Annotated in this window: 18 protein-coding genes and 1 pseudogene; 10 read left to right on the forward strand and 9 right to left on the reverse strand. The window is 58.7% G+C overall.

Annotated elements, in window-relative coordinates:
- The first annotated feature begins 27 nt into the window (after positions 1-27).
- The 5 genes from AC6I8L_RS24985 to AC6I8L_RS25005 are packed head-to-tail and all read left to right on the forward strand — an operon-like array spanning position 28 to position 4483.
- Complete coding sequence (locus AC6I8L_RS24985; protein ID WP_058962508.1) at positions 28-936, forward strand: ABC transporter substrate-binding protein; 909 nt, start codon at positions 28-30, stop codon at positions 934-936.
- Entirely contained in the window at positions 933-1916 is a 984-nt protein-coding gene (locus tag AC6I8L_RS24990; RefSeq protein WP_034831090.1) for a FecCD family ABC transporter permease, read from the forward strand. Before AC6I8L_RS24985 ends, AC6I8L_RS24990 begins: the two co-directional genes overlap by 4 nt.
- Positions 1909-2940 (forward strand): FecCD family ABC transporter permease, encoded by a 1032-nt coding sequence (locus AC6I8L_RS24995; RefSeq protein ID WP_498014774.1) that lies wholly within the window; start codon positions 1909-1911, stop codon positions 2938-2940. The genes AC6I8L_RS24990 and AC6I8L_RS24995 overlap by 8 nt, the downstream gene beginning before the upstream one ends.
- A 15-nt stretch (positions 2941-2955) precedes the next feature.
- The gene (locus AC6I8L_RS25000) at positions 2956-3750 is read left to right on the forward strand and encodes an ABC transporter ATP-binding protein (protein WP_034831093.1); all 795 of its coding nucleotides are present in this window, start codon (positions 2956-2958) and stop codon (positions 3748-3750) included.
- Complete coding sequence (locus AC6I8L_RS25005; protein WP_034831095.1) at positions 3737-4483, forward strand: IucA/IucC family C-terminal-domain containing protein; 747 nt, start codon at positions 3737-3739, stop codon at positions 4481-4483. The genes AC6I8L_RS25000 and AC6I8L_RS25005 overlap by 14 nt, the downstream gene beginning before the upstream one ends.
- 44 nt (positions 4484-4527) lie before the next feature.
- Here the strand turns inward: AC6I8L_RS25005 and AC6I8L_RS25010 are convergent.
- Positions 4528-4642 (reverse strand): annotated as a pseudogene (locus tag AC6I8L_RS25010) (SOS response-associated peptidase); the annotation flags it as partial.
- A gap of 672 nt (positions 4643-5314) precedes the next feature.
- On the opposite strand from AC6I8L_RS25010, the gene AC6I8L_RS25015 reads away from it, so the two are divergent.
- Positions 5315-6631 (forward strand): methyl-accepting chemotaxis protein, encoded by a 1317-nt coding sequence (locus AC6I8L_RS25015; RefSeq protein ID WP_498014776.1) that lies wholly within the window; start codon positions 5315-5317, stop codon positions 6629-6631.
- Positions 6632-7794: 1163 nt separating this feature from the next.
- Here the strand turns inward: AC6I8L_RS25015 and AC6I8L_RS25020 are convergent.
- The 3 genes from AC6I8L_RS25020 to AC6I8L_RS25030 all read right to left on the reverse strand — a co-directional run bounded on the left by AC6I8L_RS25020 (position 7795) and on the right by AC6I8L_RS25030 (position 9211).
- Positions 7795-8028, reverse strand: coding sequence for a KTSC domain-containing protein (locus tag AC6I8L_RS25020; protein WP_058962439.1), 234 nt, complete (start codon positions 8026-8028; stop codon positions 7795-7797).
- A 204-nt stretch (positions 8029-8232) separates the two neighbouring features.
- The gene (locus tag AC6I8L_RS25025) at positions 8233-8835 is read right to left on the reverse strand and encodes a DUF2913 family protein (RefSeq protein WP_498014778.1); all 603 of its coding nucleotides are present in this window, start codon (positions 8833-8835) and stop codon (positions 8233-8235) included.
- Between the two features lie 103 nt (positions 8836-8938).
- Positions 8939-9211: a DUF2767 family protein gene (locus AC6I8L_RS25030; RefSeq protein ID WP_058962511.1), complete on the reverse strand. Its 273-nt coding sequence runs from the start codon at positions 9209-9211 to the stop codon at positions 8939-8941.
- 427 nt (positions 9212-9638) lie between these two features.
- On the opposite strand from AC6I8L_RS25030, the gene AC6I8L_RS25035 reads away from it, so the two are divergent.
- A complete protein-coding gene (locus AC6I8L_RS25035; RefSeq protein WP_058962510.1) occupies positions 9639-11300 on the forward strand; it encodes a methyl-accepting chemotaxis protein in 1662 nt (553 codons plus the stop codon).
- 584 nt (positions 11301-11884) lie between these two features.
- Here the strand turns inward: AC6I8L_RS25035 and AC6I8L_RS25040 are convergent.
- Positions 11885-12055 (reverse strand): hypothetical protein, encoded by a 171-nt coding sequence (locus AC6I8L_RS25040; protein ID WP_167347150.1) that lies wholly within the window; start codon positions 12053-12055, stop codon positions 11885-11887.
- Between the two features lie 504 nt (positions 12056-12559).
- On the opposite strand from AC6I8L_RS25040, the gene AC6I8L_RS25045 reads away from it, so the two are divergent.
- Positions 12560-13126, forward strand: a complete 567-nt coding sequence (locus tag AC6I8L_RS25045) for a hypothetical protein (RefSeq protein ID WP_498014781.1) — start codon at positions 12560-12562, stop codon at positions 13124-13126.
- Between the two features lie 12 nt (positions 13127-13138).
- Here the strand turns inward: AC6I8L_RS25045 and AC6I8L_RS25050 are convergent, their stop codons facing one another.
- The 3 genes from AC6I8L_RS25050 to AC6I8L_RS25060 all read right to left on the reverse strand — a co-directional run bounded on the left by AC6I8L_RS25050 (position 13139) and on the right by AC6I8L_RS25060 (position 16037).
- Positions 13139-15265 carry a putative bifunctional diguanylate cyclase/phosphodiesterase gene (locus AC6I8L_RS25050; protein WP_498014874.1) on the reverse strand — a complete coding sequence of 709 codons (2127 nt, stop codon included), beginning with the start codon at positions 15263-15265 and terminating at the stop codon, positions 13139-13141.
- A 264-nt stretch (positions 15266-15529) separates the two neighbouring features.
- On the reverse strand, positions 15530-15733 hold the full coding sequence (locus tag AC6I8L_RS25055; RefSeq protein ID WP_072215044.1) for a hypothetical protein: 204 nt from the start codon (positions 15731-15733) through the stop codon (positions 15530-15532).
- 64 nt (positions 15734-15797) lie between these two features.
- Entirely contained in the window at positions 15798-16037 is a 240-nt protein-coding gene (locus AC6I8L_RS25060) for a hypothetical protein (RefSeq protein ID WP_039328794.1), read from the reverse strand.
- A 359-nt stretch (positions 16038-16396) separates the two neighbouring features.
- Here AC6I8L_RS25060 and AC6I8L_RS25065 point away from each other — a divergent pair, with 359 nt between their 5' ends.
- Positions 16397-16603 carry a DUF3606 domain-containing protein gene (locus tag AC6I8L_RS25065; protein ID WP_058962495.1) on the forward strand — a complete coding sequence of 69 codons (207 nt, stop codon included), beginning with the start codon at positions 16397-16399 and terminating at the stop codon, positions 16601-16603.
- Here the strand turns inward: AC6I8L_RS25065 and AC6I8L_RS25070 are convergent.
- Complete coding sequence (locus AC6I8L_RS25070; protein ID WP_058962496.1) at positions 16600-18057, reverse strand: methyl-accepting chemotaxis protein; 1458 nt, start codon at positions 18055-18057, stop codon at positions 16600-16602. The two genes, AC6I8L_RS25065 and AC6I8L_RS25070, sit on opposite strands and share 4 nt — an antisense overlap.
- A 345-nt stretch (positions 18058-18402) precedes the next feature.
- On the opposite strand from AC6I8L_RS25070, the gene AC6I8L_RS25075 reads away from it, so the two are divergent.
- On the forward strand, positions 18403-20184 hold the full coding sequence (locus AC6I8L_RS25075; protein ID WP_058962497.1) for a bifunctional diguanylate cyclase/phosphodiesterase: 1782 nt from the start codon (positions 18403-18405) through the stop codon (positions 20182-20184).
- Positions 20185-21006: the final 822 nt, after the last annotated feature.

Below are 21006 nucleotides of genomic sequence, written 5' to 3' on the forward strand. Positions count from 1 at the left end.
CCCGCTTCCGGGGTGGTAAACCTGACGATGGAGAAACAATTTTACTTTTCGCCTCTTCGCCGGCGCTGGCTGCAGGCGCTGCTGTTATGCAGCGTGTCACCCGGCCTTCTGGCCGTGCAACGGCCCGCCCAGCGTGCCGTTTCACTGTTTCAGGGTGCCACCGACAGCCTGGCGGCGCTGGGCATTACGCCCTGCGGGATCGTTGAATCCTGGGCGGAAAAGCCGGTTTACCGTTACCTGCGAAACCAGTTTTCAGGCGTGCCGCAGTTAGGCCTGGAAACCCAGCCGGCGCTTGAAAAAATAGCGCTGCTCAGGCCCGATATCATATTTGCTTCCCGTTTCCGCCATCAGGATGTTGCGCCGCTGATGGAAAAGATTGCGCCCGTGGTGCTGCTCAATGACGTTTATGAATTTAAAAAAACGCTGAAAGTCGTTGCAGAAAAACTCTCAAAGGTCAATGAGGCAGGAAACCTGCTTCAGCGCTGGGATTCACGCATTGTCGCCCTTCAGACCCTAATGAGAGAACGGTTCGGTTCACAGGCCAGACCCCGGGTATCTGTCATTGAAGTCCGCCCCGATCACATCCGCAGCTACACTCCGCAAAGCTTTCCTGGATCTGTGATGTCCGAACTCGGTTTTGACTGGAACGGGCAGGCTACGCAGACGCGCGGCACGTCGTTGCGCTTTTCCAGTATGGAGAACCTGCCGCTGCTGGATGCCGATATCTTTTTCATTCTGCTGCGGGCGGAAAGCCCTGCCATTCTGCGTCAGTACCGGGTGATGACTGCGCATCCGCTCTGGCAGCAACTGAGCGCCGTGAGAATACGGCAGTTAAGGACGGTTGACAGCGTTCCATGGAGTCTGTCGGGTGGCATTATTGGCGCAAATCAGATCCTCACTGACACAGAGCTGGCGCTGAGCCGGGGGGCATCGTGAAAGCACGCTTTCTGTTCTGCTGTGCCCTTCTGGCGCTGATGATGGTGCTCAGCGTCATGATCGGAGTGCGCTTTTACACGCTTTCGCAGGTGGCTGACGCTTTGTTTCACTCCGATCCCCTCCGTGCGGCTGACGCCATCATTCGCACATCCCGGTTGCCACGCACATGGCTGGCCATGTGTGTGGGGGCTTTTCTGGCTGTGGCGGGCGGACTTATGCAGGCGCTGACTCGCAATCCTGTGGCATCGCCCGGGCTGTTCGGCGTCAATGCGGGCGCGGCGCTGGCAGTTGTGCTGGCCGGTAGCGTTCTTTCCCTGAGCATCCCCTGGCAGACACTTTTACTGGCATTTTTCGGGGCGTGCGCGGCCAGTATGCTGGTGTGGTTCGCCAGCCGGGCAGGTAACGGACGGGATAATCCACTTCGGCTGGTGCTGGCTGGGGTGGCGATAACCGCGCTGTGTAATGCCATTACCCAGGCAATCCTCGTTATCGACCAGGAGACGCTTGATACGATGCTGTTCTGGCTGGCCGGGAGCCTGTCGGGTCATGACCTGCCTCATGTCTATGCGATGCTGCTTCCCGGAACGCTGCTGACTGTTGTCGCGTGCCTGTCTGCCGGCCAGATGGATGTACTACGTGCCGGCGAGGAAATTGCCACCGGCCTTGGGCAAAATATCGTCCGTGTCCGCCTCCTTGCCAGCCTGCTGGTCGTGGGGCTGGCGGGAAACGCCGTGGCACTCGCCGGTAGCATCGGCTTCGTCGGACTGATAGTGCCGCATATCGCCCGCCAGCTGTTTGGCAGCGACCTGCGTCTGATGCTACCGGCCTGCGCATTGATCGGCGCGTTACTGTTGCTGACGGCGGATATCGTGGCGCGCGTGATAATTTTACCGCAGGAAGTCCCCGTCGGCGTCATGACGGCGCTGATGGGCGCGCCATTTTTTATAGTGCTGGCGCAGCGCAGGAGACACCATGTCTGATAACCGCGTTATACGCTGCGGCCCGTTTTCACGCCTTTACGCCGGGCGATTACCGTTGGTCATGCTGCTCTGCCTGTTGGCTTCGCTGCTGATGACGCTTGCTGCATTAAGCGCCGGCGACGTACCCCTTCCGCTGTATCAGGCGCTGTGGCTCCTGATACATCCTGACGCCAGCTCACAAAGCTTCATCCTGCACGAGCTGCGTTTACCCCGCGTGGCGCTTGCGCTTCTTTCAGGCGCGGGGCTTGGACTCGCCGGACTGGTTATGCAGCTGCTGGTACGTAATCCGCTGGCTTCTCCGGACACGCTCGGCGTCACTACCGGCGCAAGCGTCGGGGCGCTGCTGTGGCTTTCTTTTTTCAGTTTTTCATGGGGTAGCGCGCTGATGCCGGTGGCTGCGATGGCTGGCGCCACCTGCGCGGTTGGCCTGGTATTCATACTTTCAGGGCCCAGGGGGCTGACGCCAGCCCGACTGATCCTGACGGGTGTCGGCGTCTCGGCAATGGCGGGCGCGGTGGTGACCTTCATACTGGTTTTCAGCCCACTGACTACCACCTTTTCTGCGTGGGTATGGCTTAGCGGCAGCATTTATGCGGCGACCTGGGAAAAGGTGCGTCACCTCCTCGCCATCGATCTGGCGGCATTGCTGCTCTGGCTGTTTTCGCTGCGTTATCTGAGCACGCTTCTGCTGGACGACGACCTTGCCACGGGGCTGGGTGTGCGGGTGCATGTAATGCGGGCCCTGCTATTGTTGGGCTGCGTGATACTTTCCGGCGGCGCGATAGCAATGGTGGGCGCCATGGCGTTTGTTGGCCTGATAGCGCCCCACCTCGGCAGACAGATTGTACGTCACGGCATTTTTGGCCAGGCGTTTGTCACCGCCTGCTGCGGCGGCGTCATGGTGGTTACTGCTGACCTGCTGGCCAGAACGCTGTTCCGGCCTGCAGATCTTCCGGCGGGCATCTTTGTTGCGCTGGTCGGCGCGCCGTTTTTTCTGGCGTTGCTTATCCGGCAGCGTACGTAAACTGATGGAGAAAACGTGTCTCTTTCCACTCATAAGCTGAACGTGAGCTATACACAGCAGCAGGTCATACACTCGCTGGATCTCAAACTGCCCGCCGCGAAAGTCTCTGTACTGATCGGGAGTAATGGCTGTGGTAAAAGCACCCTGCTCCGGGCAATGGCCCGGCTTCTCAGGCCGCAGTCGGGAACCGTTATACTGGACGGGATGGATATTCATGCCAGCAGTACGGCGCAGGTCGCCCGCCGGCTGGCGATCCTGCCGCAGATCCCCGTCGCCCCCGAAGGAATTTCCGTACGTCAGCTCGTTAGCCTGGGACGCTTCCCGTATCAGAGCTGGTTACGTCAGTGGTCAGCGGAAGATGAAAGGCAGGTAGACGAGGCCCTTCGACTGACCGGAACTGATGCATTACAGCATCGCCCTGTGGATGCCTTATCAGGCGGGCAGCGGCAGCGCGTCTGGATTGCCATGACGCTGGCACAGGCGACCGATACGTTGCTGCTGGATGAGCCGACCACCTATCTTGATCTGGCCCATCAGGTTGAGGTGCTTGAACTGTTGCGCGACCTGAACCAGACGCACGGTAAAACCATCGTTATGGTCCTGCACGATCTTAATCTGGCCAGCCGCTACGCCGACCATCTGGTCGCCGTACACGACGGACGGGTTTATGCACAGGGTGCGCCGGGGGATATCATGACTGAAGCGCTGGTGAATAAGGTGTTTAACCTGCAGTGCCGGATTATTGAAGATCCTTTCTTTCGCTCGCCGCTGTGTATTCCTTTTCCCGGGGCGCTACATGCTGACGCCTGAGGAGCAAGCCTTTCTGCAGAAGAATTTCCGCTTACGGCCCCTCGCGGCGGCCGACGCGCGCAGTATGCCGGCAGAATATGTGCTCAATGCGAAACATTGCGATGCCTTTTTACGTCTCGTGATGCCGCTGACAGGCGCACCGGATGTGGCCATAGCCGCCTCGCTGTTTGCAAAACGTCTGGCATTTCTCGCGACGGGCAATGTGCTCTATGCTATGAGCGTGTTTGACAGTGGCCTGACCTTCTCTCTTTCTCGCAGCCGGCTTGAGTATGCTCACGATAACGGGCTATGGACATCGTCGCTCCCGGCAGACACTCTAGTGACATGCTATCTTCCCGGTGAGCGAGATGCCTGGCGTGAAGAAGTCGTGTCAGCGCTTTTCCGCGGGTTTCTTTCTCCGCTCTGGCAAAGTCTGGCCGGAGTGAGCGGACTGCCCATACAGATACTCTGGGAAAATACCGCGATGCGGGTTTTTTCACTTTATCAGGGCCGAATGGACAGGCTCGATGAAACGCAGAACGAGCGCAGGGATGCCGATTTTAACTGGTTGATCGGACAGGCTTCACCTTCTCTCTTTGGCCTGTCCTGGAACCCGCTGCAACGCTTTCGCCGACCTCTCCAGCTAAACGCGGCGGGAAAGCCTGTGCGCTTTCGTCGCACCTGCTGTTTCTATTACAAAGCAACCGACCCTGTCGAATACTGCCTCAACTGCCCACTCTGCAGGCCAAAATAAGCACCGGACTTTAGCCGAGTGGGAGACGTGCTGGTACTCAATTACTCGCGAACGGCGTCAGGGGCAATCACCCGTGGGCGCCTGTCATGAATATCAACCATGCCCCCTGTGGCTGGGCGACGTCACAATCACAACCCCTTCTCTTCCGTGGTGCTGCCCGGAAAGCTTGGATGTTCACTATTTGTCACATCGCTCTACTTCCTGTTCGGACTCCTGCTGTTCGGACATCAGTGACGCCAGATCTATCGTTCCGGCCGCCGGATTGCGGCTTGCCCACCGGGCACATAGCCTGAGAACGCTCAGGCGTATCATTGCTTCACGCTAGGGCGAGGCATCGTTTTCCGTTATGACGACACCTCTGTTCATGAACGCACGTTTTTTTCCCGCTTATGAAGAGGTTCTCCCATGCTGGCATATCACACCGGCTCGCAGTGTCAGGAGAAACATGCGTTTCGTCACTTCAGATACGGACGGATAGAAAACGGGTATGCAGTTGTGTTGGATATCAATCAGGAAAAGATTCCTATGCAGAAGGGCTATAAACGGTGAAGGTCCACCGAGCAGAGCGTGTCTGGCTAAAAGCGCATCCGTTGCTCAGACAGCTGTAAGGTTCTCACACGGAAGGTATGCTGACCTGACTTACATGTTGCACGCCAACAGATTCATGGTGTCCGACAATCTGGTTAGTAGACAGTAGTTAGCTCCAGGAGGTGTTTAGCAATCTTGTTAAAGTTCGAAACAATTGCAACCCGTGACTATCACAGCAATACATAATGTCCACATTCGGTTTGCCGATAACCGAAGCAGTCATTGGATAATCCGGAACATATCATGCTCCTGCATACGTTAAAAAATCTGTTTTCCCTAAGTCGCTCACGTTTATCCGCTTCTGTAGGCACGCTTGAGCAGGCTATGCCAGTTATTGAGTTCACCCCAGCCGGAATAATCCGGAAGGCCAGCCCGCTTTTTCTTACTACTATGGGCTACCGAGCCGACGAAATAATCGGACACCACCACAGCATGTTTTGTGCCCCTTCGCTAATCAGTACACCTGAATACCGCCATTTCTGGCAGCGCCTTGCGGACGGTGAGAGCTTCAGTGGTAAGTATATGAGGCTGGCAAAGGGCAACCGTCCCGTATGGCTAGAGGCAAGCTACATTCCCGTTGCTGACAGGCGCGGGAGGGTTTTTAAAATCATCAAAATAGCCGCAGACGTTTCCGGGCGCGTACAGTCAGCACTGGAACTGGAGTCAGTCGTCAATGCCATCAGCCGCTCTATGGCCGTCATTACGTTCGATCCAGCCGGACTTGTACTTGATGTTAACGAAAACTTCCTTAGCGCCACCGGGTATCAGCGGGAGGAGGTCATCGGTCAGCATCACAGGCTATTTTGTAGCGAATCATTGTATAAAAGTGATGAGTACCGGCAGTTCTGGGAAAAACTGAATCAGGGTGAATTTTTCTCTGGCCAGTTCCCACGACTGAATAGTCGTGGTGCCCCGCTTTGGTTACGTGCCACCTATAATCCGGTATTCAGCCCAGATGGCAAACTGTATAAAATTGTGAAATTTGCTTCAGACGTTACCGGTCAGGTCCTGAGAAATCAGAAAGAGCAGGATGCAGCCGTGCACGCGTGGGATATGGCAGTCCAGACACGGGGAAGTGCCCAGACAGGTGCAGACGTAATCGAGAACAGCATCAGAATGATAGACAGGATTGCTCTTGGGATGAGCTCGGTTTCAGCGGATATATCCCGACTCAACAGTCAGTCTGACAGCATTGACGGTATGGTCGAAACAATCCGAAGCTTTGCCATGCAGACAAGGCTGATTGCCCTGAATGCCGCTATTGAAGCAGCCAGGGCGGGTGCCTCAGGCAGAAGCTTTGCCGTTGTCGCCGCAGAAGTCCGCAACCTTGCAGCAAGCGTCAGTGCTGCCACTGAAGAAATCGAACGGGTCGTGGTGGATAACAACCTGCTGGCCAAAAAAATACTCTGTGGTATAGAGGGCAGTATGGCAAACACAAAGGACGGCGTGGCGCTCATGCGCGAGGCAGGTGAGGTCATTGCCAGTATTCAGATAAACTCAGAAGGCGTGGAGAAAGCCGTCAGGGATGTGGCACATTCAGTGAAAGAGGGACATGCCTGATGGGCTGACTGATATAAAGGGAAGGTTTAGCGGTGTGGAGGAGCCAGAAACCCCTGGGGCGGCCTTATGTTCATCTGGTCCGATATGCTGCCGGTGCCGGTTACGGGCTCTGCATCAGATATCTGGGGGGCAGCCTGACCATGCTTTTGCAGATCGGGTATATAACACGTTTTATCATGCTCCCCCTAAGTACTGCTGCACTTTCCCGCTGACACACATGCTCTCGGCAGCACCGGAATTTACTCTTTCAAAGGTTTCAGTGCGTGCGACTTTGCCAGTGGAAATCGAGGCTCACGGCCTCCCCGTCCTTCTCCATTATTATCCGTTCTCTGGCACAGACGCCGTTGGGTATGACTTTTTTCCAGTGCCGGTCTGTCAGCTCCGGATATACGGGGATAAAAAACATCCCCGTCAGAAGCCACAGGCGGGATTCAACCCGACTGACTGTCTGAGGTGACAACCAGAGCGGCATGCTGAAACCCAGGGCGCGGGTGTCCGCAATCCGCAGGCCCCCCTCAGGTGGCGGTAAATCGGCAAACACGACCGCGGGCAGAGGAGCACGCAGGCAGAGAGAACCGCACCTGGGAAAGCTGTCACCCTCGACCGTAACAGGAGAATCAAGATGTGCCGCAGTGAATACCGGCGGCGGAAGACGTCCTCCAGCTAAAGCGGTCCTCGCTGTGAATCATGCCGGTGAGATTTTCTTCCCGGACAGCCCGGGCGTGCGCGTGTTCAGCAACAGCGCTGCAGAAGGCGCTGAACGTAGATGCTGGCATCTCCCCGAGCGGATAGCGCCGGAAAATGATTTTCCGCTCAGGATGGTTAAGGAGTGACTGTCCGCGGGTCTGTAAAACATTTTTAATGTGTGAGCTCAAACCCGTCACGGGATACCAGTGTCCAGGAAAATCAGGCTGCCGCATCTTCCAGCAGCTGTGGGTGAAATCCATTTTTCGTGACGTAATTTTCCTTATGTTATCCGGGAGCATCCGTACTCGTTATTCCCGGATGCCCGAATCAGTAATGGCTGAAACGCTACTTTCCGAGGGGAAACGGCCACCTGACTGAACGGCGTGGCCGCGGCCGGCGCGTGGCCAGTCGGGATAATGATAACCGCGCGACAGTAGACAGCTGAAGATTATGAGGCGTACGCGCAGATGATGGCGTCAGACGCCGCGCCGCAGGCTGAGGCTGCCCCGCAGGGAAAGGTAGCGGCCCTCGATGCTGCTCCTGAAAAATGCGTCAGCGTCCGCAGCCGCGCAGAACGCCTGATACGCCTTTGCCGGCACCGCGAGCCAGCGCCGGCACGCGCCGTCCCGGTACTCCAGCTCCAGTACGCCGCTGGTCGGATCGTAGCCCGCGCTGCGAAACAGCTGAGACGTGACTTCATGCCTGTTCATGCTGTGGTTCCTGTCATGGCGATCGCGCACGTGGCCGCCGTCCAAAAAAGTGGGGTGCCGCCGGGCGGCTCCCCGTTCAGGGAATGAAAACAACCGATTTATTATTCTGCTTACGCGGGAGTTATCGGCCGCCCGCCCTTAAACCTGAGCCGGCGTGGAGGTTCACTGTAGCCTGTAACGTCCGTGACCCTTGCTGTTCCGGCCTTATGATGTCCGGAATCCGTCCGCGAGGAGAAGGTGCAGATGTTCATCCTCACTTCTGGCCGCCTCCCGGCGCCAGCCCGACCGCTGCAGCAGTTTATCGAGCGCGGGCAGCTCGCCGGTGATGCGCGCGGGCAGGGGGATGCGCTGGCGGCCGTGCTCGTCAAAGCCGGCGTCGAGCGCGTGACGGTTCAGGTAAATGCCCGATACCGAAGGGCTCAGGCGAAGCTGCCGGCGGCCGCGCCATTCACTCTCTGCCAGCACCATGTAAATCCATCCGGTCAGTTTCACCGCGTGCAGGGCGTGCTGCAGCCGGAACAGGTCGTTCTGCCCCTGCAGGTTGCCGTTGCCGGCGCGCCACAGATAGTCGAGCTTGCCGGGCAGGTCGGCACGCAGTCCCTTCACCCGCCCTTCTTTCAGCAGCCAGCTGATGTCGCTGGCAAGCTCCCGGGGAAAACGCCGCTGCTTCTCGGCGGTAGCCAGCCAGCGGGTCAGAAAGAGGTTGTCCTGCGCGGGGGAGGTCGCGACCCCGTCGCGGCGGGCAGTGTGCAGTGCAATCAGCCCGCACCAGGCCAGGTGACTGACGTTCAGATTGTCGTTATCCATAAGAGGCATCCTTCATGCAGGACCACATTAAAAACTGGCACTGAAATGCGGTATTTTATGACATCATCCCTGCCCGGAGTAGTCTGTTGAGTCTGCACCCGATTCAGCTGTGAAGTCTGACTTCATCCGGGTCGTCGCCCCGGAGCTGTTCAATCGCGAAAATCAGCGAGGGATGACAGACTTCATTTTCCTTTTCGCTGGCTTTTACGAGCGTGACCAGCTCCCGGATCAATCGATTACGATCGGTCTGCTGGCCCCGGTCGGCCAGATTCAGGCAAATCATGCCGGTAATCCGGCAAGCCTCCCAGTAGAGGGATTCTGTCAGTTCATCTTCTGAGTCTTTCATCCGCGTTTCTTCCGTTTGAATCTGATGCATATGAGCATACTGGCGTAGGCAGAGCCTGCTATTATCAGCTTACTGAAAATTGTAGCGGCGGTCAGCAGGCTACTGAAGCCGATATTCAGACGGGCGAGCAGTGCTAAGCCTGTGCTGTGAATGCCGCTTTAGCGGCCTGTCAGCAGCTTATCAGTCAGAAGGTCGGAGGTAAAAGAAGCAGCAGGCCTCTTGCTCTGCAGCGACACTTACCCATAGTCACAGCATCCATTTATCTGCCCCTGCAGCTCCGTCCATCCAGTCCGGGCGGTGGTGGCTGGTCAATGGGGGAAAACGCGATACCCGTGTGACGCGGGTCCGCTTAATTTGAAATAACGTTTCCTGCATTTCTGCCGATAAATATGCTGAAAGTTTTTATTATTTTCAGATTTCATAAATTATCAGTCACTTACAATGGCAGGAATTACAGATGACGATTACACAGCGATTGTTGCTTACCTTTTCACTTCTCTCTGCCTCGCTGGTCGCGATGGTCATCGTGGCCGTCATGGTTGCCGGCGGATTTCAGTCCCGCTTTCAGTATGTACAGGAAAATACCGTTGCGTCATTGCTGGATCTGGGAAAACTGGTAGACGGCAGTAATTCCCTCATTATCTGGCTCTACCGCCACCAGAGCGCAACAGATCCGCGGCGACAGGCTGAAGTCGAAAAGAAAATCGATGAAGCTATAAGTAATATTAAATCACTGAACAACTATTACCTGAATAATGACATATCGAACGAGGAGGACCGGCAGTTGACAGAGAGAGCGTTCTCCACCATCAAACAGGTTGAATCCTCGCTTCCGGAATTTCTTGCTGGCTCACGCGCACAGAATGACGCCATTGCACTGGGGGCGCTCCAGAGCAATAACGGCATTGGCGAAGCCGCCCGCCAGTTGATTGCAGGCTACCAGAAACAGCTCAAACTTAACGTGGACATCGGCAGCACCCTGCGTCAGGAAAATGACCGGACTTATCAGGTGACAGTCTGGAGCTTAATAGGGGGTTCCGCACTGGCCATTGCTATTCTGGCCTTCTTTGCGCTCAAAACGGTTTTCGGTATCCGCGGGCAACTCAACGGCATGCGGCAGACTATGGAAAACGCCAGCCACCGGCTTGACCTGACGCTCAGAGTGGACGAGTCGCGCCGGGATGAAATCGGCCTGACCGCAAAAGCGTTTAATCATCTTATAGAAAACGTCTCAGCCTCGCTGTCGAAGGTGGAGGCCTCTTCACAGTCGGTCAGCACGGCTTCAGCGCAAATAGCAGCCGGTAATGAGGACCTCTCTTCACGAACCGAGGAGCAGGCTGCCTCGCTGGAGCAGACGGCGGCAAGCATGTCAGAATTGAGTGAGACCGTGCGTCAGACCGCTGAAAACACTCAGCTTGCCAGCCAGCTGGCGAAGAATGCCCGGGATATTTCAGAGGACAGCGCCGGGCGGGTACGCACGCTTCTGGATACAATGGGTGACATCAGGAGAAGCTCTGCAAAAATCACGGATATTATCGGGCTGATTGAAGGCATTGCATTTCAGACCAACATTCTGGCCCTGAACGCAGCCGTCGAGGCCGCGCGTGCCGGAGAGCAGGGTCGCGGCTTCGCGGTGGTAGCGGGAGAAGTTCGTAACCTCGCGCAACGTTCATCCTCCTCCGCCCGTGAAATCAAGGGGCTGATTGAGTCATCCATGGGTTTTGTCGAAGCCGGTTCGACGCAGGCTGAGGGCGTAGGAGAAAATATGTCCCGTATGAACGACGCCGTGCGGCAGGTCGCCGACCTTGTCGATGAGATATCGGTTGCCGGCAGTGAACAGTCTCAGGGTATCGGGCAGGTCCATATTGCCGTGAATCAAATGGATGACGTAACACAACAGAATGCTGCGCTGGTTGAAGAAGCTTCGGCCGCGTCACGTTCGCTGATGGAACAGGCGGCGGCGCTGAACAGGCTGGTGAGTAACTTTACGCTGGTTCCGGACTCGGGCCAGGCAGGCACTCTGGACGCTCAGGCTGTCCGGCCGATACGGAGGGCTGCTTTATTACGGCCCACCCCTGCCGTTGCGGCAGTGGGGGATGATAACTGGAAGAGCTTCTGAGGCAGAATTTACGTTTTCTTCGATTGAGGGGGCGGAGATTACTGATGTTCCTAAACCCGCCGGGACCTGCTTATCAAAAGCGTGTTGCCTGGCAGGTTTATAAAAAATGCCGGTTGCGCTCAGGTTTCGGAGCAAGGTGCCGATAACTTTAATGTGCCTCATCAGGGTACACATCTGATACTGCGACTGATTGTGCTGATGGCTTCCTTCCGGAAGCCATTTTTTTATTACGCTGCCTGCACAGTTAATTCCTGTACGGGACCGCCAGCGCCCGGATTCTGAACCCTTTCCCACGAAGCTGATCGTAATGTCCGCCGTACAGGCAACACAGAAGAGCAGAACTTAATGTTCAGAAAAAATTTTTGTCAGATAGGTTGGAAATTCAGGGCACGGAGAAGATATTCATTACTGAAGACACAGCGCAGGCAGGCTGAACAGACGTTAAAAAAACAGGGGCGGTCAGCCCCTGAGAACATCAATGAGATAAACGGACTTACTCGTGTCGTGGAGTGTGGCCATCGGATTAACCACCTTCATGCTATCGGCTATCCGCTGAAAAACTTTAGCCCGGTCTTCTGTGATGCTTACTGTTTTTCATATCGCGCCACGTCCTGTTCGGCCTCCTCCAGCTCGGACATCAGCGCCGCGAGGTCCACCATTCCGGCCGCCGGGTTGCGGCTTGCCCGCCGGTAACGGATCCGGAGCGCGCTCAGGCGTATCAGCGCTTCACGATAGGGCGTGGCACCGTTTTTCATTATGACGTCTCCTCTGTGCATGAAGGCATGGTTTTCCCGCTCCTGAACAGACTTTAGCATGCACGGATATCCCCCCGGCACCCTGTGGTCAGGAGAAGCATGCGCTGCGTCACAAATGTGTCTCCCGCGTTTCAGACAGAGACGGAGGGATGGCGGGCAGGAAGGATATAAAAAATCTCCCGGGGTGTTCCGTCCCGGGATCAAGGCTGGATTTCACATAACCGGTCTCACGCCGGCTGTGTAAAGCGGACCAGGGGTCCTGAGAGGCGAACTGCAGGCGTCACGGACGGCCCTCTGCGTGGCCGGGTGCACAGGCCTACCCTAATACAACCCTGGAAAAATGATGCCAGGAACTCTCTGATTCTGCTTCTTTTATCCTGACCCGTGCGGAAATATATCTCTCACGCTACAGATTTCGCTGAATTAAGCCCTTAAGACCACTCTCTGCTGTACAGCACCAGCGGACGGCATCAGGATACCCTGAATATCATCAGGAGCTGCTCCATGTCCGCTGCCGCACAATCTGCACCCGTCACGGAACACGTCCTGACGATCCGCCGGCTACCCGCCGGCATTCAACCTGACGCGCCGGTTCGCCTGCTGGTATCTGCCCGGGAAGACCCGCCTTTCGCAGGCCCCCGAACCGGGCGCACGCTCAGGCTCACCTGGCACCTGCCGGCGGCTACCCGGGTTGAGCTTCAGGGCCTTAATCCGTCTGACCCCTTATCACCGCTGGAGGAGGCGCGGCAGCGCCGGCTGCGCGCGGGGATTGGGGCTGAGGCACGAGGGGATGACCCGCCGCTGACGGTAGCCGGTCTCCGCCTGCACCGCCGGTGGGACAGCAGCCTGACGGCCGAAAGCCCGGAAGCGGCCCTGAAAGAGCTTCTCAGCCTGGCGCCTGCCACCAACTATGAGCTGGCAAACTACGAACGGCTGACGCTCAGCAGGAGTGGCGAGGCCGGTTGTTCTGAAGGCACCGCCCTGCGCAGGGCCGGCCGGGGCCTGCTGTTTCCGGGCTCGCTGCCCTTCCTGCTGCTCGATAAGCTGGCGCACTGGCTGATGGGCCGCTGAGGGCGCGTACCATCAGCCGTCCGTCAGCTTCATGCTGTCATCTTCCGTGTGAAGCAGCGCCTCAAACGCCGCCGCCGTGAGCGGCCTGCACAGCCCGTTGCCCTGCATGATGTCGCACTGGGCGGTCGTCACGAACGCCCGCTGCGCCGTATCCTCTACGCCCTCTGCCGCCACGCTGAGACCCAGGCTTTTCCCCAGCGCCGCGATGGCCCGGAACATCATCCGCACGCGCATGCTGGTGCCGAGCTCAAGGGTCAGCGACTTGTCAATCTTGAAGCCGCTGACGAAGCCGTGCCGCAGCAGGCTGATGGCGCCCAGCGTACGGCCGTAATGATCTATAACAAATGCAGCCCCCGTGAGCCGGATGGCTGCGAACTGCGCCGGAGCATCCTGAACGAGCTCCGCCAGCAACGGCTCATCGACCTCCAGGTCCACAAAGACGGCGTCGCCGCCTGCCGACTCGCGCAGCACGCTTTCCAGCCCGGGTGCGGAAAGCTGACGCGGGAACAGGTTAACGCTGACCCGAAGCTCCGGGCAGCGGACCTGCCACTGGCGGACCTGCGACAGTGCGGTGCGGATAATCCATTCACCAAGCGTCACGGACAGCGGGCTTTTCACCAGCATCTCAATAAAATCAGCGGGCAGCAGCAGGCCGCGGGCAGGATGCTGCCAGCGCACCAGCGCCTCGCAGCCTAGCAGGCGGCCGCTACCGGCGTCATAGCGAGGCTGGTAGTGCAGAATGAACTGCTGCTGGCGCACCGCGGTTTCCAGCTCGCGCTCAAAGCGCCGGCGGCGCTGCTCCGCCGCCAGGAATTCGGGCCGGAACAGGACGCTGCAGCCCTTGCCCGAGGCCTTTGCCCGGTAGAGCGCCAGATCCGCCGCCGACATCACGGCCGACGTGTCCTCTCCGTGTTCAGGAAAGGCGGCAATGCCGGTGCTGGCGCCGACCACCACGGGTGAGCCGTGGTAACTGAAGGGCCTCTGCACCGCGGCAATCAGGCGATCCGCCGTCAGGCCGGCACCGGTACTTCCGCCCGGCAGCAGGATGATAAACTCGTCGCCGCCGAGCCGGGCGGCGGTAACCGCCCCGGGGCAAGCCTGTCGGATCTGCTCCGCCACGTGACAGAGCAGCGCATCGCCGGCGGCGTGCCCGAGCGTGTCATTGACTTCCTTGAAGCCGTCCAGATCGATCATCAGCAGGGTATAAGGCACACCGGCCTCCGTCAGCTGCCCCAGTTGCTGCATAAACGCACCGCGGCTGGCCAGCCGTGTCAGCATGTCCAGTGAGGCGAGTTCGCAGAGACGGGCCTCGCTCTCGTGCCGGGCGGTGACGTCGCGGATGATCATCCCCACCAGGCGTTCTCCGCCCTCCCGCCAGCCGGAGAACGATACGTCGGCCGGAAATTCCCGGCCGTCGCGCCTGAGCCCCCATATCTGCAGCGTGCGTGGCTGCGAAATCGCCGCCTCGTCGGCCGTCAGGCGATCCAGCTCGTTGCGGTAGTCGGTCTGGCAGCGCTCGGGAATAAGCCCGGCCACGTACTGGCCCTCCATCTCCTCCGGGCCGTAACCGAACATCGCAGTGGCGGCCGGGTTCCAGAAGGTGATTCCCCGGCGCAGGTCGGTGCAGATGATGGCGTCCGGGGAAGTGGCCGAGATGGACTCCAGCCGCTGCTGACTGGCGTGGCGCAGCAGCTCAAGCCGGTGAACCTCCATCCGGTCCATCACCAGCACAGCAATGTCGGCCAGGTGCTGCCGGTCATCGTCTGTGAGCGGCGGGCGCGGCTGCGTGTCGGTCAGGCACACGGTACCGATATGGTGCCCGTCCGGGGTAGTCAGCGGGATCCCCGCGTAGAAGCGGATGTGCGGGTAGCCATGCACCAGCGGGCTGTCGCGAAAGCGCGGATCGGCCAGGGCGTCGGGCACGCAGAGGATCTCCCCCTGCGCCAGCGTGTGGTCGCAGAAGGCGACGCTGCGGGCGGTGCCGGTGATATTCAGCCCGTAGCGGGATGCAAAAAGCTGCCGCTGGTCATCAATCAGAGAAACGAAGGCGGTGGGTACGCGAAAAAGGCGCGCGGCGAGCGTGGTGAGGCGGTCCAGCGCGTTTTCCGGCAGCGTATCCGCCTGCTGATAGGATGCCAGCGCCGCGAGGCGGGCAACCTCGTTGTCTGATGTCGGGCGTTTCAGGGTCTGTCCCCCCAGAGGTCGAATGAGCTGTGGCCGGCATGACACAGCAAAAAGTGGACACGTTCAATCAGACGGGGCCGCAGAAATACCTGCGGCCCCGCCGCCGGAAGAAAGGTCCGTCAGGCTGCCCCGCCGCCGCGGGCAGGGTCAGGGATAACAGTGACGCCCGGCTGTACCGGTGTCACAAAAACGTCATTTCAGGACCATTCCTGGCCGCGTTCAGCGCTGCAGGGCGGCGCACCGCAGGCAGATAACGCAGTCGGGGTGCCGCAGGCGCGCGGACTGAAGCGCATGCCTGAGCGAGTAAAACGTGCCAATAAAGCGGACTCCGCCGGCCTCAGCCAGTTCGACACACCCCGCGCAATGCACTTCCTGGAGCGCGGTGCGTCCGCGCCGCACCGCGTAGTAGTATTTACCGCTCATGTCCTTATCCTCTTATCGGCCGCGCCCGACTGAACTTCAGCGAGCCGTCAGCGGACAGAGCCTGCTACTTTTTCTTTTGCGGCACAAGGGCATAATGCGGATGACGCCCGGCGAGCAGCAGCAGGAGTTCATACTCCCCCTGGCTGAGGGGGGCGGGATTTTTTGCCGCCTCCTTCATCTGCCAGACGCGCAGGCTGAGCTCAAATCGCTCTGCGGCGGCCTCCTGCGACAGGCCAGCAGCAAGCCTGAGCTCGCGGACGTCGGAACCGACCGCAACGGGCCGGTACAAAAGTTGATTTCCCAGAAGACACTCCTTTCGGACTGGCGGATCACAACGGACCGTCAGAATAAAAAATACCGGGGCTCGCCCCAATTCATTACATTCTCTTAACATTAACCTTATAGTTCAATGCGTCATGAATTGTCTACGGGATAATTAACAGCAGGCACTTCATTTATTTTTATTCTGCTAAGTCAAATCAGACAAACAGCCTAACGGGCATATTATCCATACGACCAGGAATCCTCTCCTTTTTTTACGAAATCCTGACAGAAGGATTATTCCGGTATTTTCCGGATGATTATTCGCCAGGATAGGCAGGGCTTACCGGTGGCCGTATTTAAGGCGCCGCCACACCCTGTACCGATAAAAAGGATAACCTGATGAAAAACCGTGATTATATCCAGCGGCGGGTACCCGCCGACCTGAGCCGCATAGACATCCGGGAGCAATGGCAGATCACCTTCTGGACGCTGGAGCTGCGCACGACCCAGGAGCGTCTGACCCGGGCCGTGCGGGAGGCGGGCCCGGAATCCGACCGCGTGCGGGCGTGGCTGGAGAAAAATCCCCCGCCGCGTACGACGTGTTAATGATGCCAGAAGGCCACCCAGTCGCCTTTGGGTGGCGGGGTAGCCCGTCGTGAGCTGACCGGCGGGGCGGACGCTGCGGCAGCCGTATAGCCCTCTTTTGCCGGCAGCGTAAACCGGGTAATGGCACCGCCCAGCGCGGTCGTCTGCCCGCTCAGATTGCCCGCTGTGGCGGTAACTTCCTGCACCAGGGTGGCGTTCTGCTGCGTGACACGGTCAAGCTCCGCGACCGCCAGCGTGACCTGCGCTATGCCTTTGCTCTGCTCTACCGAGGCCAGCGCTATCTGGCCAATCAGCGCGTTGACCCCGACGACGCCGTGCAGCACCTCGCTCATGGTGTCACCGGCGCTGCCGGCGGCCCGGCGGCCGTCGCTGACTCGCGCCACGGTGTCGGCAATCAGACCCTCAATTTCCTTTGAGGCGGCCGCGCTTCGCTGCGCCAGCGCGCGCACCTCAGTGGCCACGACGGCAAAGCCGCGTCCCTGCTCGCCGGCGCGGGCAGCCTCAACGGCGGCATTGAGTGCCAGAATGTTCGTCTGGAAGGAAATGCCGTTGATGGTCGCGGTGAACTGGCGGATTTTTTCTGAGCCCTCCGCGATGCCGCCCATGGCGTCCACCACGGTCTGCACCAGCTCCGCGCCCCGCTGGGTGGTGCCGGCGGTGCGGGCCGCCAACTCACGCGCCTCGCGGGCGTTTTCGGCGTTGTGGGCAACGGTGGCGGTGATTTCCTCCATGCTGGCCGCGGTCTGCTCCAGCGCGGCGGCCTGGGTAGCGGTCCGGTCAGATAAGTCGGCGTTGCCGGCCGCAATCTTCCCGGCCTCGCGGTGCAGGATCAACGCGTTGTCGCGGATGGCTGCCACCGCGTCCAGCAGGCTGCGCTGCATCTCCCTGACCAGCGGCACCAGTTGCCCGATGCAGTTACGGCCCAGGTCTTCCGGCTCGCGAGTGAGGTCGCCCTCTGCGATGGTCCTCAGGTGCGCGCGGATTTTCGCCACCGGACGCACGAGGTGCACCACCAGATAGCGGTCGCAGAACGCCAGCAGGGCGGCGGCGGCCAGCAGCGCGCTGATGAGAATCACTTCCAGCCGGTGGCGCTCGGCCATCACCGGCACGTCGGCGGCGGCCAGCTGCTGCGTCAGGCTGTCGAGCCGTTCGCGGGCGGCGGCCGGATAATGGCCCGGCACGCTCAGCGCTGCCCGATAACTGTCCCACGCTGCGTCAGACGGCGCGGCGTTCAGCAGGGCCGCTTTCTCGGCTGCCGTCCCGTCCTGCATGACGAGGCCGGCGCGGGTCAGAAAGGTCAACTGCTGCGTCAGCGCGTCGGCGCGGTCGGCGTGGCGGTACATTTCGCGCAGCGTCAGCGCGCCGTAGCTGCCGGCCAGTGCCACCACGGCCAGGGAGAGGATCATCATCCACAGCACGACGCGGCGGATGGTAAAGTGTCTGAGTAGCTGCATGAGGTTTCCCCGGTGTTGTTATTATTTTGAATAATAAAAAGCATTATCATTTATTTTTAATTGCGCGCGTGATTAAGTTGCGCGCTACATTTATTTAACAGGATTCTGGCAGGAATAATTAAAAAAGGACACTCCCCGACGATAAAATTAAAGAATCGCGCTGCGCTAAATAATTTTCTAAACAAAATAAGCATGACATAAGACCAGACAGCGCCTATAGTAAGCGCCATAAGAAAGTTTTTAATCGTTTTTTCCTTTCGCAGTTATTGCCTTTTATAACGGTTCGTTACCGTCCACTTTATCTTTATAATTTCGCACCGGAACCAGGCCGGGGCGGAGGAACCCATGCTGATGAATCTTAACGGCGACAACGATCGCCGCGCGCGGGCGCTGAAAGCGCTGCGCAGTCCCGATGAAAGTCGCGATGACGTGCTGCGCAAGTTTGTCCGGCTGGCCAGCCAGGCGCTTGGCATCCCCGGCAGCTTTATTTCAGTGCTGGACGACGAACACCAGCACGTGCAGGCCGCACACAACTTCGCCCTCGCGCAGTCCTCGCGTGAAGACTCCCTATGCCGCCACGCGGTGGACAATGATTGTGCAGTGGTGGTGCCCGACACCTGGCTGGACGCCCGCTTTGTGACGCATCCGCTCATCACCGGCGCGCCCTACATCCGCTTCTATGCCGGCGTGCCACTCAAAAACCGGGAGGGGATCGTGCTCGGCACGCTGTGCGTCACGGACACCGCACCGCACCCGTTTGGCGCTGAGCAGGTTACCACCCTGAAGCTGCTGGCCGCTCTGGTGATGTCGTTTCTGGAGGCCTGGCACTCCGCCGGGTTTGCTGACCCGGTCACTGCCCTGCCTAACCGCCAGCGCCTTATCCGCGACCTGCAATATCTCGCAGTGGCGGGGGACAATACGCCGCGCCGGCTGGTGCTGATTGACTGCATCGACATGCCGCGCGCCTATGAACTCGCGCGCTCGATGGGCATGGGCCCGGTGGAGAGCCTGCTGAAGGACGTCGCCACGCTGCTGCCGCTGCGGCTGCGTCCTGCCACTGGCGAGCTGCTCTACACCGTTGCCACCGGCCGCTTTGCCGTGCTGACGCGTGACGACAGCCGGCTCACCGCGGACTGGGTGGCAGGACGACTGGAGGGGATCAGCGCCGACCTGGGCGACGGCATAGCCGTGGCGCTCAGCACCCACACCGGCGAGGTGGCCTTTACCACGGGCAGCATTACGGCGCAGGAGGTGCTGCGCCGCGCGGTCAGTGCCCTGCACGAGGCCATCGGGCGCGGCGTTCCCGCGATGCGCTTCAGCCCGGCATCCGATGCCCGCCACACCCAGGACTTTACCCTGATGAACGATCTGGCAGCTGCTCTGCAGGAAGACAAAGGCCTGTGGCTCGCCTACCAGCCCAAAATCTGCCTGCAGAGCGGCCGCCCTGTGGGCCTGGAGGTGCTGGCGCGCTGGCGTCACCCTCAGCGCGGCGAACTCTCTCCCGCGCTGTTTGTGCCGCTGGCTGAGCAGACTGAGCTGCTCAGCACGCTGACAGCCTGGGTAACCGATCGCGCGATCGCGCGCCTTGCCCGCCTGCGCAATAGCTGCATCCAGCTCCCGGTGACCATCAATGTCAGTTGCAGGGACTTTTCGCGTGAGGGTTTTGCCGACGCGCTGGAAGCAAAAATGATCAGGGCAAAGCTGCCCACTTCGCTGCTGGGCATAGAGTGCCTGGAGACCGAGCGCATTATTGAAAGCCCGGCGGCGATGCAGGGGCTGGAGATGCTGAAGCTCAGGGGCTTTGGCATTTCGCTGGATGACTTCGGCACCGGCTACAGCAATATCAGCTACCTGCGGCGCATGCCGCTGGACGTCATCAAACTGGACCGCACGCTCATCAGCGAAATATCGTCAGACACCGCATCGCGCATCATCGCGCGCAGTATCATCGCGATGCTGAAGGAGCTGGACTACACGGTGCTGGCAGAGGGGGTGGAGGATGCAGAAACGGTTACCGCACTTACGCAGTACGGCTGCGACCAGGCGCAGGGCTTCTTCTATTCCCGGCCGCTGCCGGAAGCGGAACTCGACGAGTGGCTGGGCTGGAAGCTGCGTGGTCAGTGCTGACACCGGCCGCGCAGGAATGAGCTAGCCTGCAGACGGAAGGCTGCCTGGGAATGCACAATGACCTCATCAACATGCCCTGGCTGTGCATGCTGCGCAATGCCTCTTCAGGCGCCTAAAGCTCGACAATGATACGGTTGCCGGTATTAAGCCGGTAAGCGCGGATGCAGGCAACCGTGCTGATGGCCATTGATGGCGCAACGCGTCAACATAACAGCCAGTAACAGCTTCAAGGGGAGCTGGATCAGATTCTGCGGGCTACTGAAGTCCAGGCTCAACTTGCTACGCCGTTAACAGGCAGCAAAAGCAAAAAAAGGGGCACTGACTCAGGGAGATGATAAAAAAGTCCCGCAACCTGACCAGGTATGTCGGGCGGAAAAAAGCAAAGAAATTCGCGACAAGGATCATCGCAGGATGACGGTAACACAGATGAAAAAAACAGTTAATGATTTGTTTCACTCCTGACGATTAGAGTCTTAACAGTCAGGAAGGTGATTATTAGCATAAAAAAAACCGCGCTGATGGGCGCGGCATAGCAATGCGGATTTCATACTGCAATTGTTATTAGAATCAGGAGAAGCTTAGTTCGTGTGAATCCTTAGTCAAGCCTTATGCCCCCTTATCTGCAGACTTTACTGACTGTCATTTGTGGGGGCGACTCAGATGAATATCCTGCTACATATCAGCGGGAGCGTGTAGGCTTTAAATCAATGCAGAAAAAACACTGCTGCAATAAGCGTGGTAGCACACGGCTCTCTAAGGGTTCAGAGATAATGACTTATTCTGCTCAGGAAAAATGAAAAGAAAAACGATTTTTATAAAAAA

This window comes from Type-E symbiont of Plautia stali, assembly GCF_059731115.1.

Excerpts from the sequence above, each read along its gene's own strand:
- AC6I8L_RS24985 (WP_058962508.1), top strand. The coding sequence starts at position 28 with ATGGAGAAACAATTTTACTTTTCGCCTCTTCGCCGGCGCTGGCTGCAG.
- AC6I8L_RS24995 (WP_498014774.1), top strand. The coding sequence starts at position 1,909 with ATGTCTGATAACCGCGTTATACGCTGCGGCCCGTTTTCACGCCTTTAC.
- AC6I8L_RS25005 (WP_034831095.1), top strand. The coding sequence starts at position 3,737 with ATGCTGACGCCTGAGGAGCAAGCCTTTCTGCAGAAGAATTTCCGCTTA.
- AC6I8L_RS25015 (WP_498014776.1), top strand. The coding sequence starts at position 5,315 with ATGCTCCTGCATACGTTAAAAAATCTGTTTTCCCTAAGTCGCTCACGT.
- AC6I8L_RS25020 (WP_058962439.1), bottom strand. The coding sequence starts at position 8,028 with ATGAACAGGCATGAAGTCACGTCTCAGCTGTTTCGCAGCGCGGGCTAC.
- AC6I8L_RS25025 (WP_498014778.1), bottom strand. The coding sequence starts at position 8,835 with ATGGATAACGACAATCTGAACGTCAGTCACCTGGCCTGGTGCGGGCTG.
- AC6I8L_RS25030 (WP_058962511.1), bottom strand. The coding sequence starts at position 9,211 with ATGCATCAGATTCAAACGGAAGAAACGCGGATGAAAGACTCAGAAGAT.
- AC6I8L_RS25035 (WP_058962510.1), top strand. The coding sequence starts at position 9,639 with ATGACGATTACACAGCGATTGTTGCTTACCTTTTCACTTCTCTCTGCC.
- AC6I8L_RS25040 (WP_167347150.1), bottom strand. The coding sequence starts at position 12,055 with ATGAAAAACGGTGCCACGCCCTATCGTGAAGCGCTGATACGCCTGAGC.
- AC6I8L_RS25045 (WP_498014781.1), top strand. The coding sequence starts at position 12,560 with ATGTCCGCTGCCGCACAATCTGCACCCGTCACGGAACACGTCCTGACG.
- AC6I8L_RS25055 (WP_072215044.1), bottom strand. The coding sequence starts at position 15,733 with ATGAGCGGTAAATACTACTACGCGGTGCGGCGCGGACGCACCGCGCTC.
- AC6I8L_RS25065 (WP_058962495.1), top strand. The coding sequence starts at position 16,397 with ATGAAAAACCGTGATTATATCCAGCGGCGGGTACCCGCCGACCTGAGC.
- AC6I8L_RS25070 (WP_058962496.1), bottom strand. The coding sequence starts at position 18,057 with ATGCAGCTACTCAGACACTTTACCATCCGCCGCGTCGTGCTGTGGATG.
- AC6I8L_RS25075 (WP_058962497.1), top strand. The coding sequence starts at position 18,403 with ATGCTGATGAATCTTAACGGCGACAACGATCGCCGCGCGCGGGCGCTG.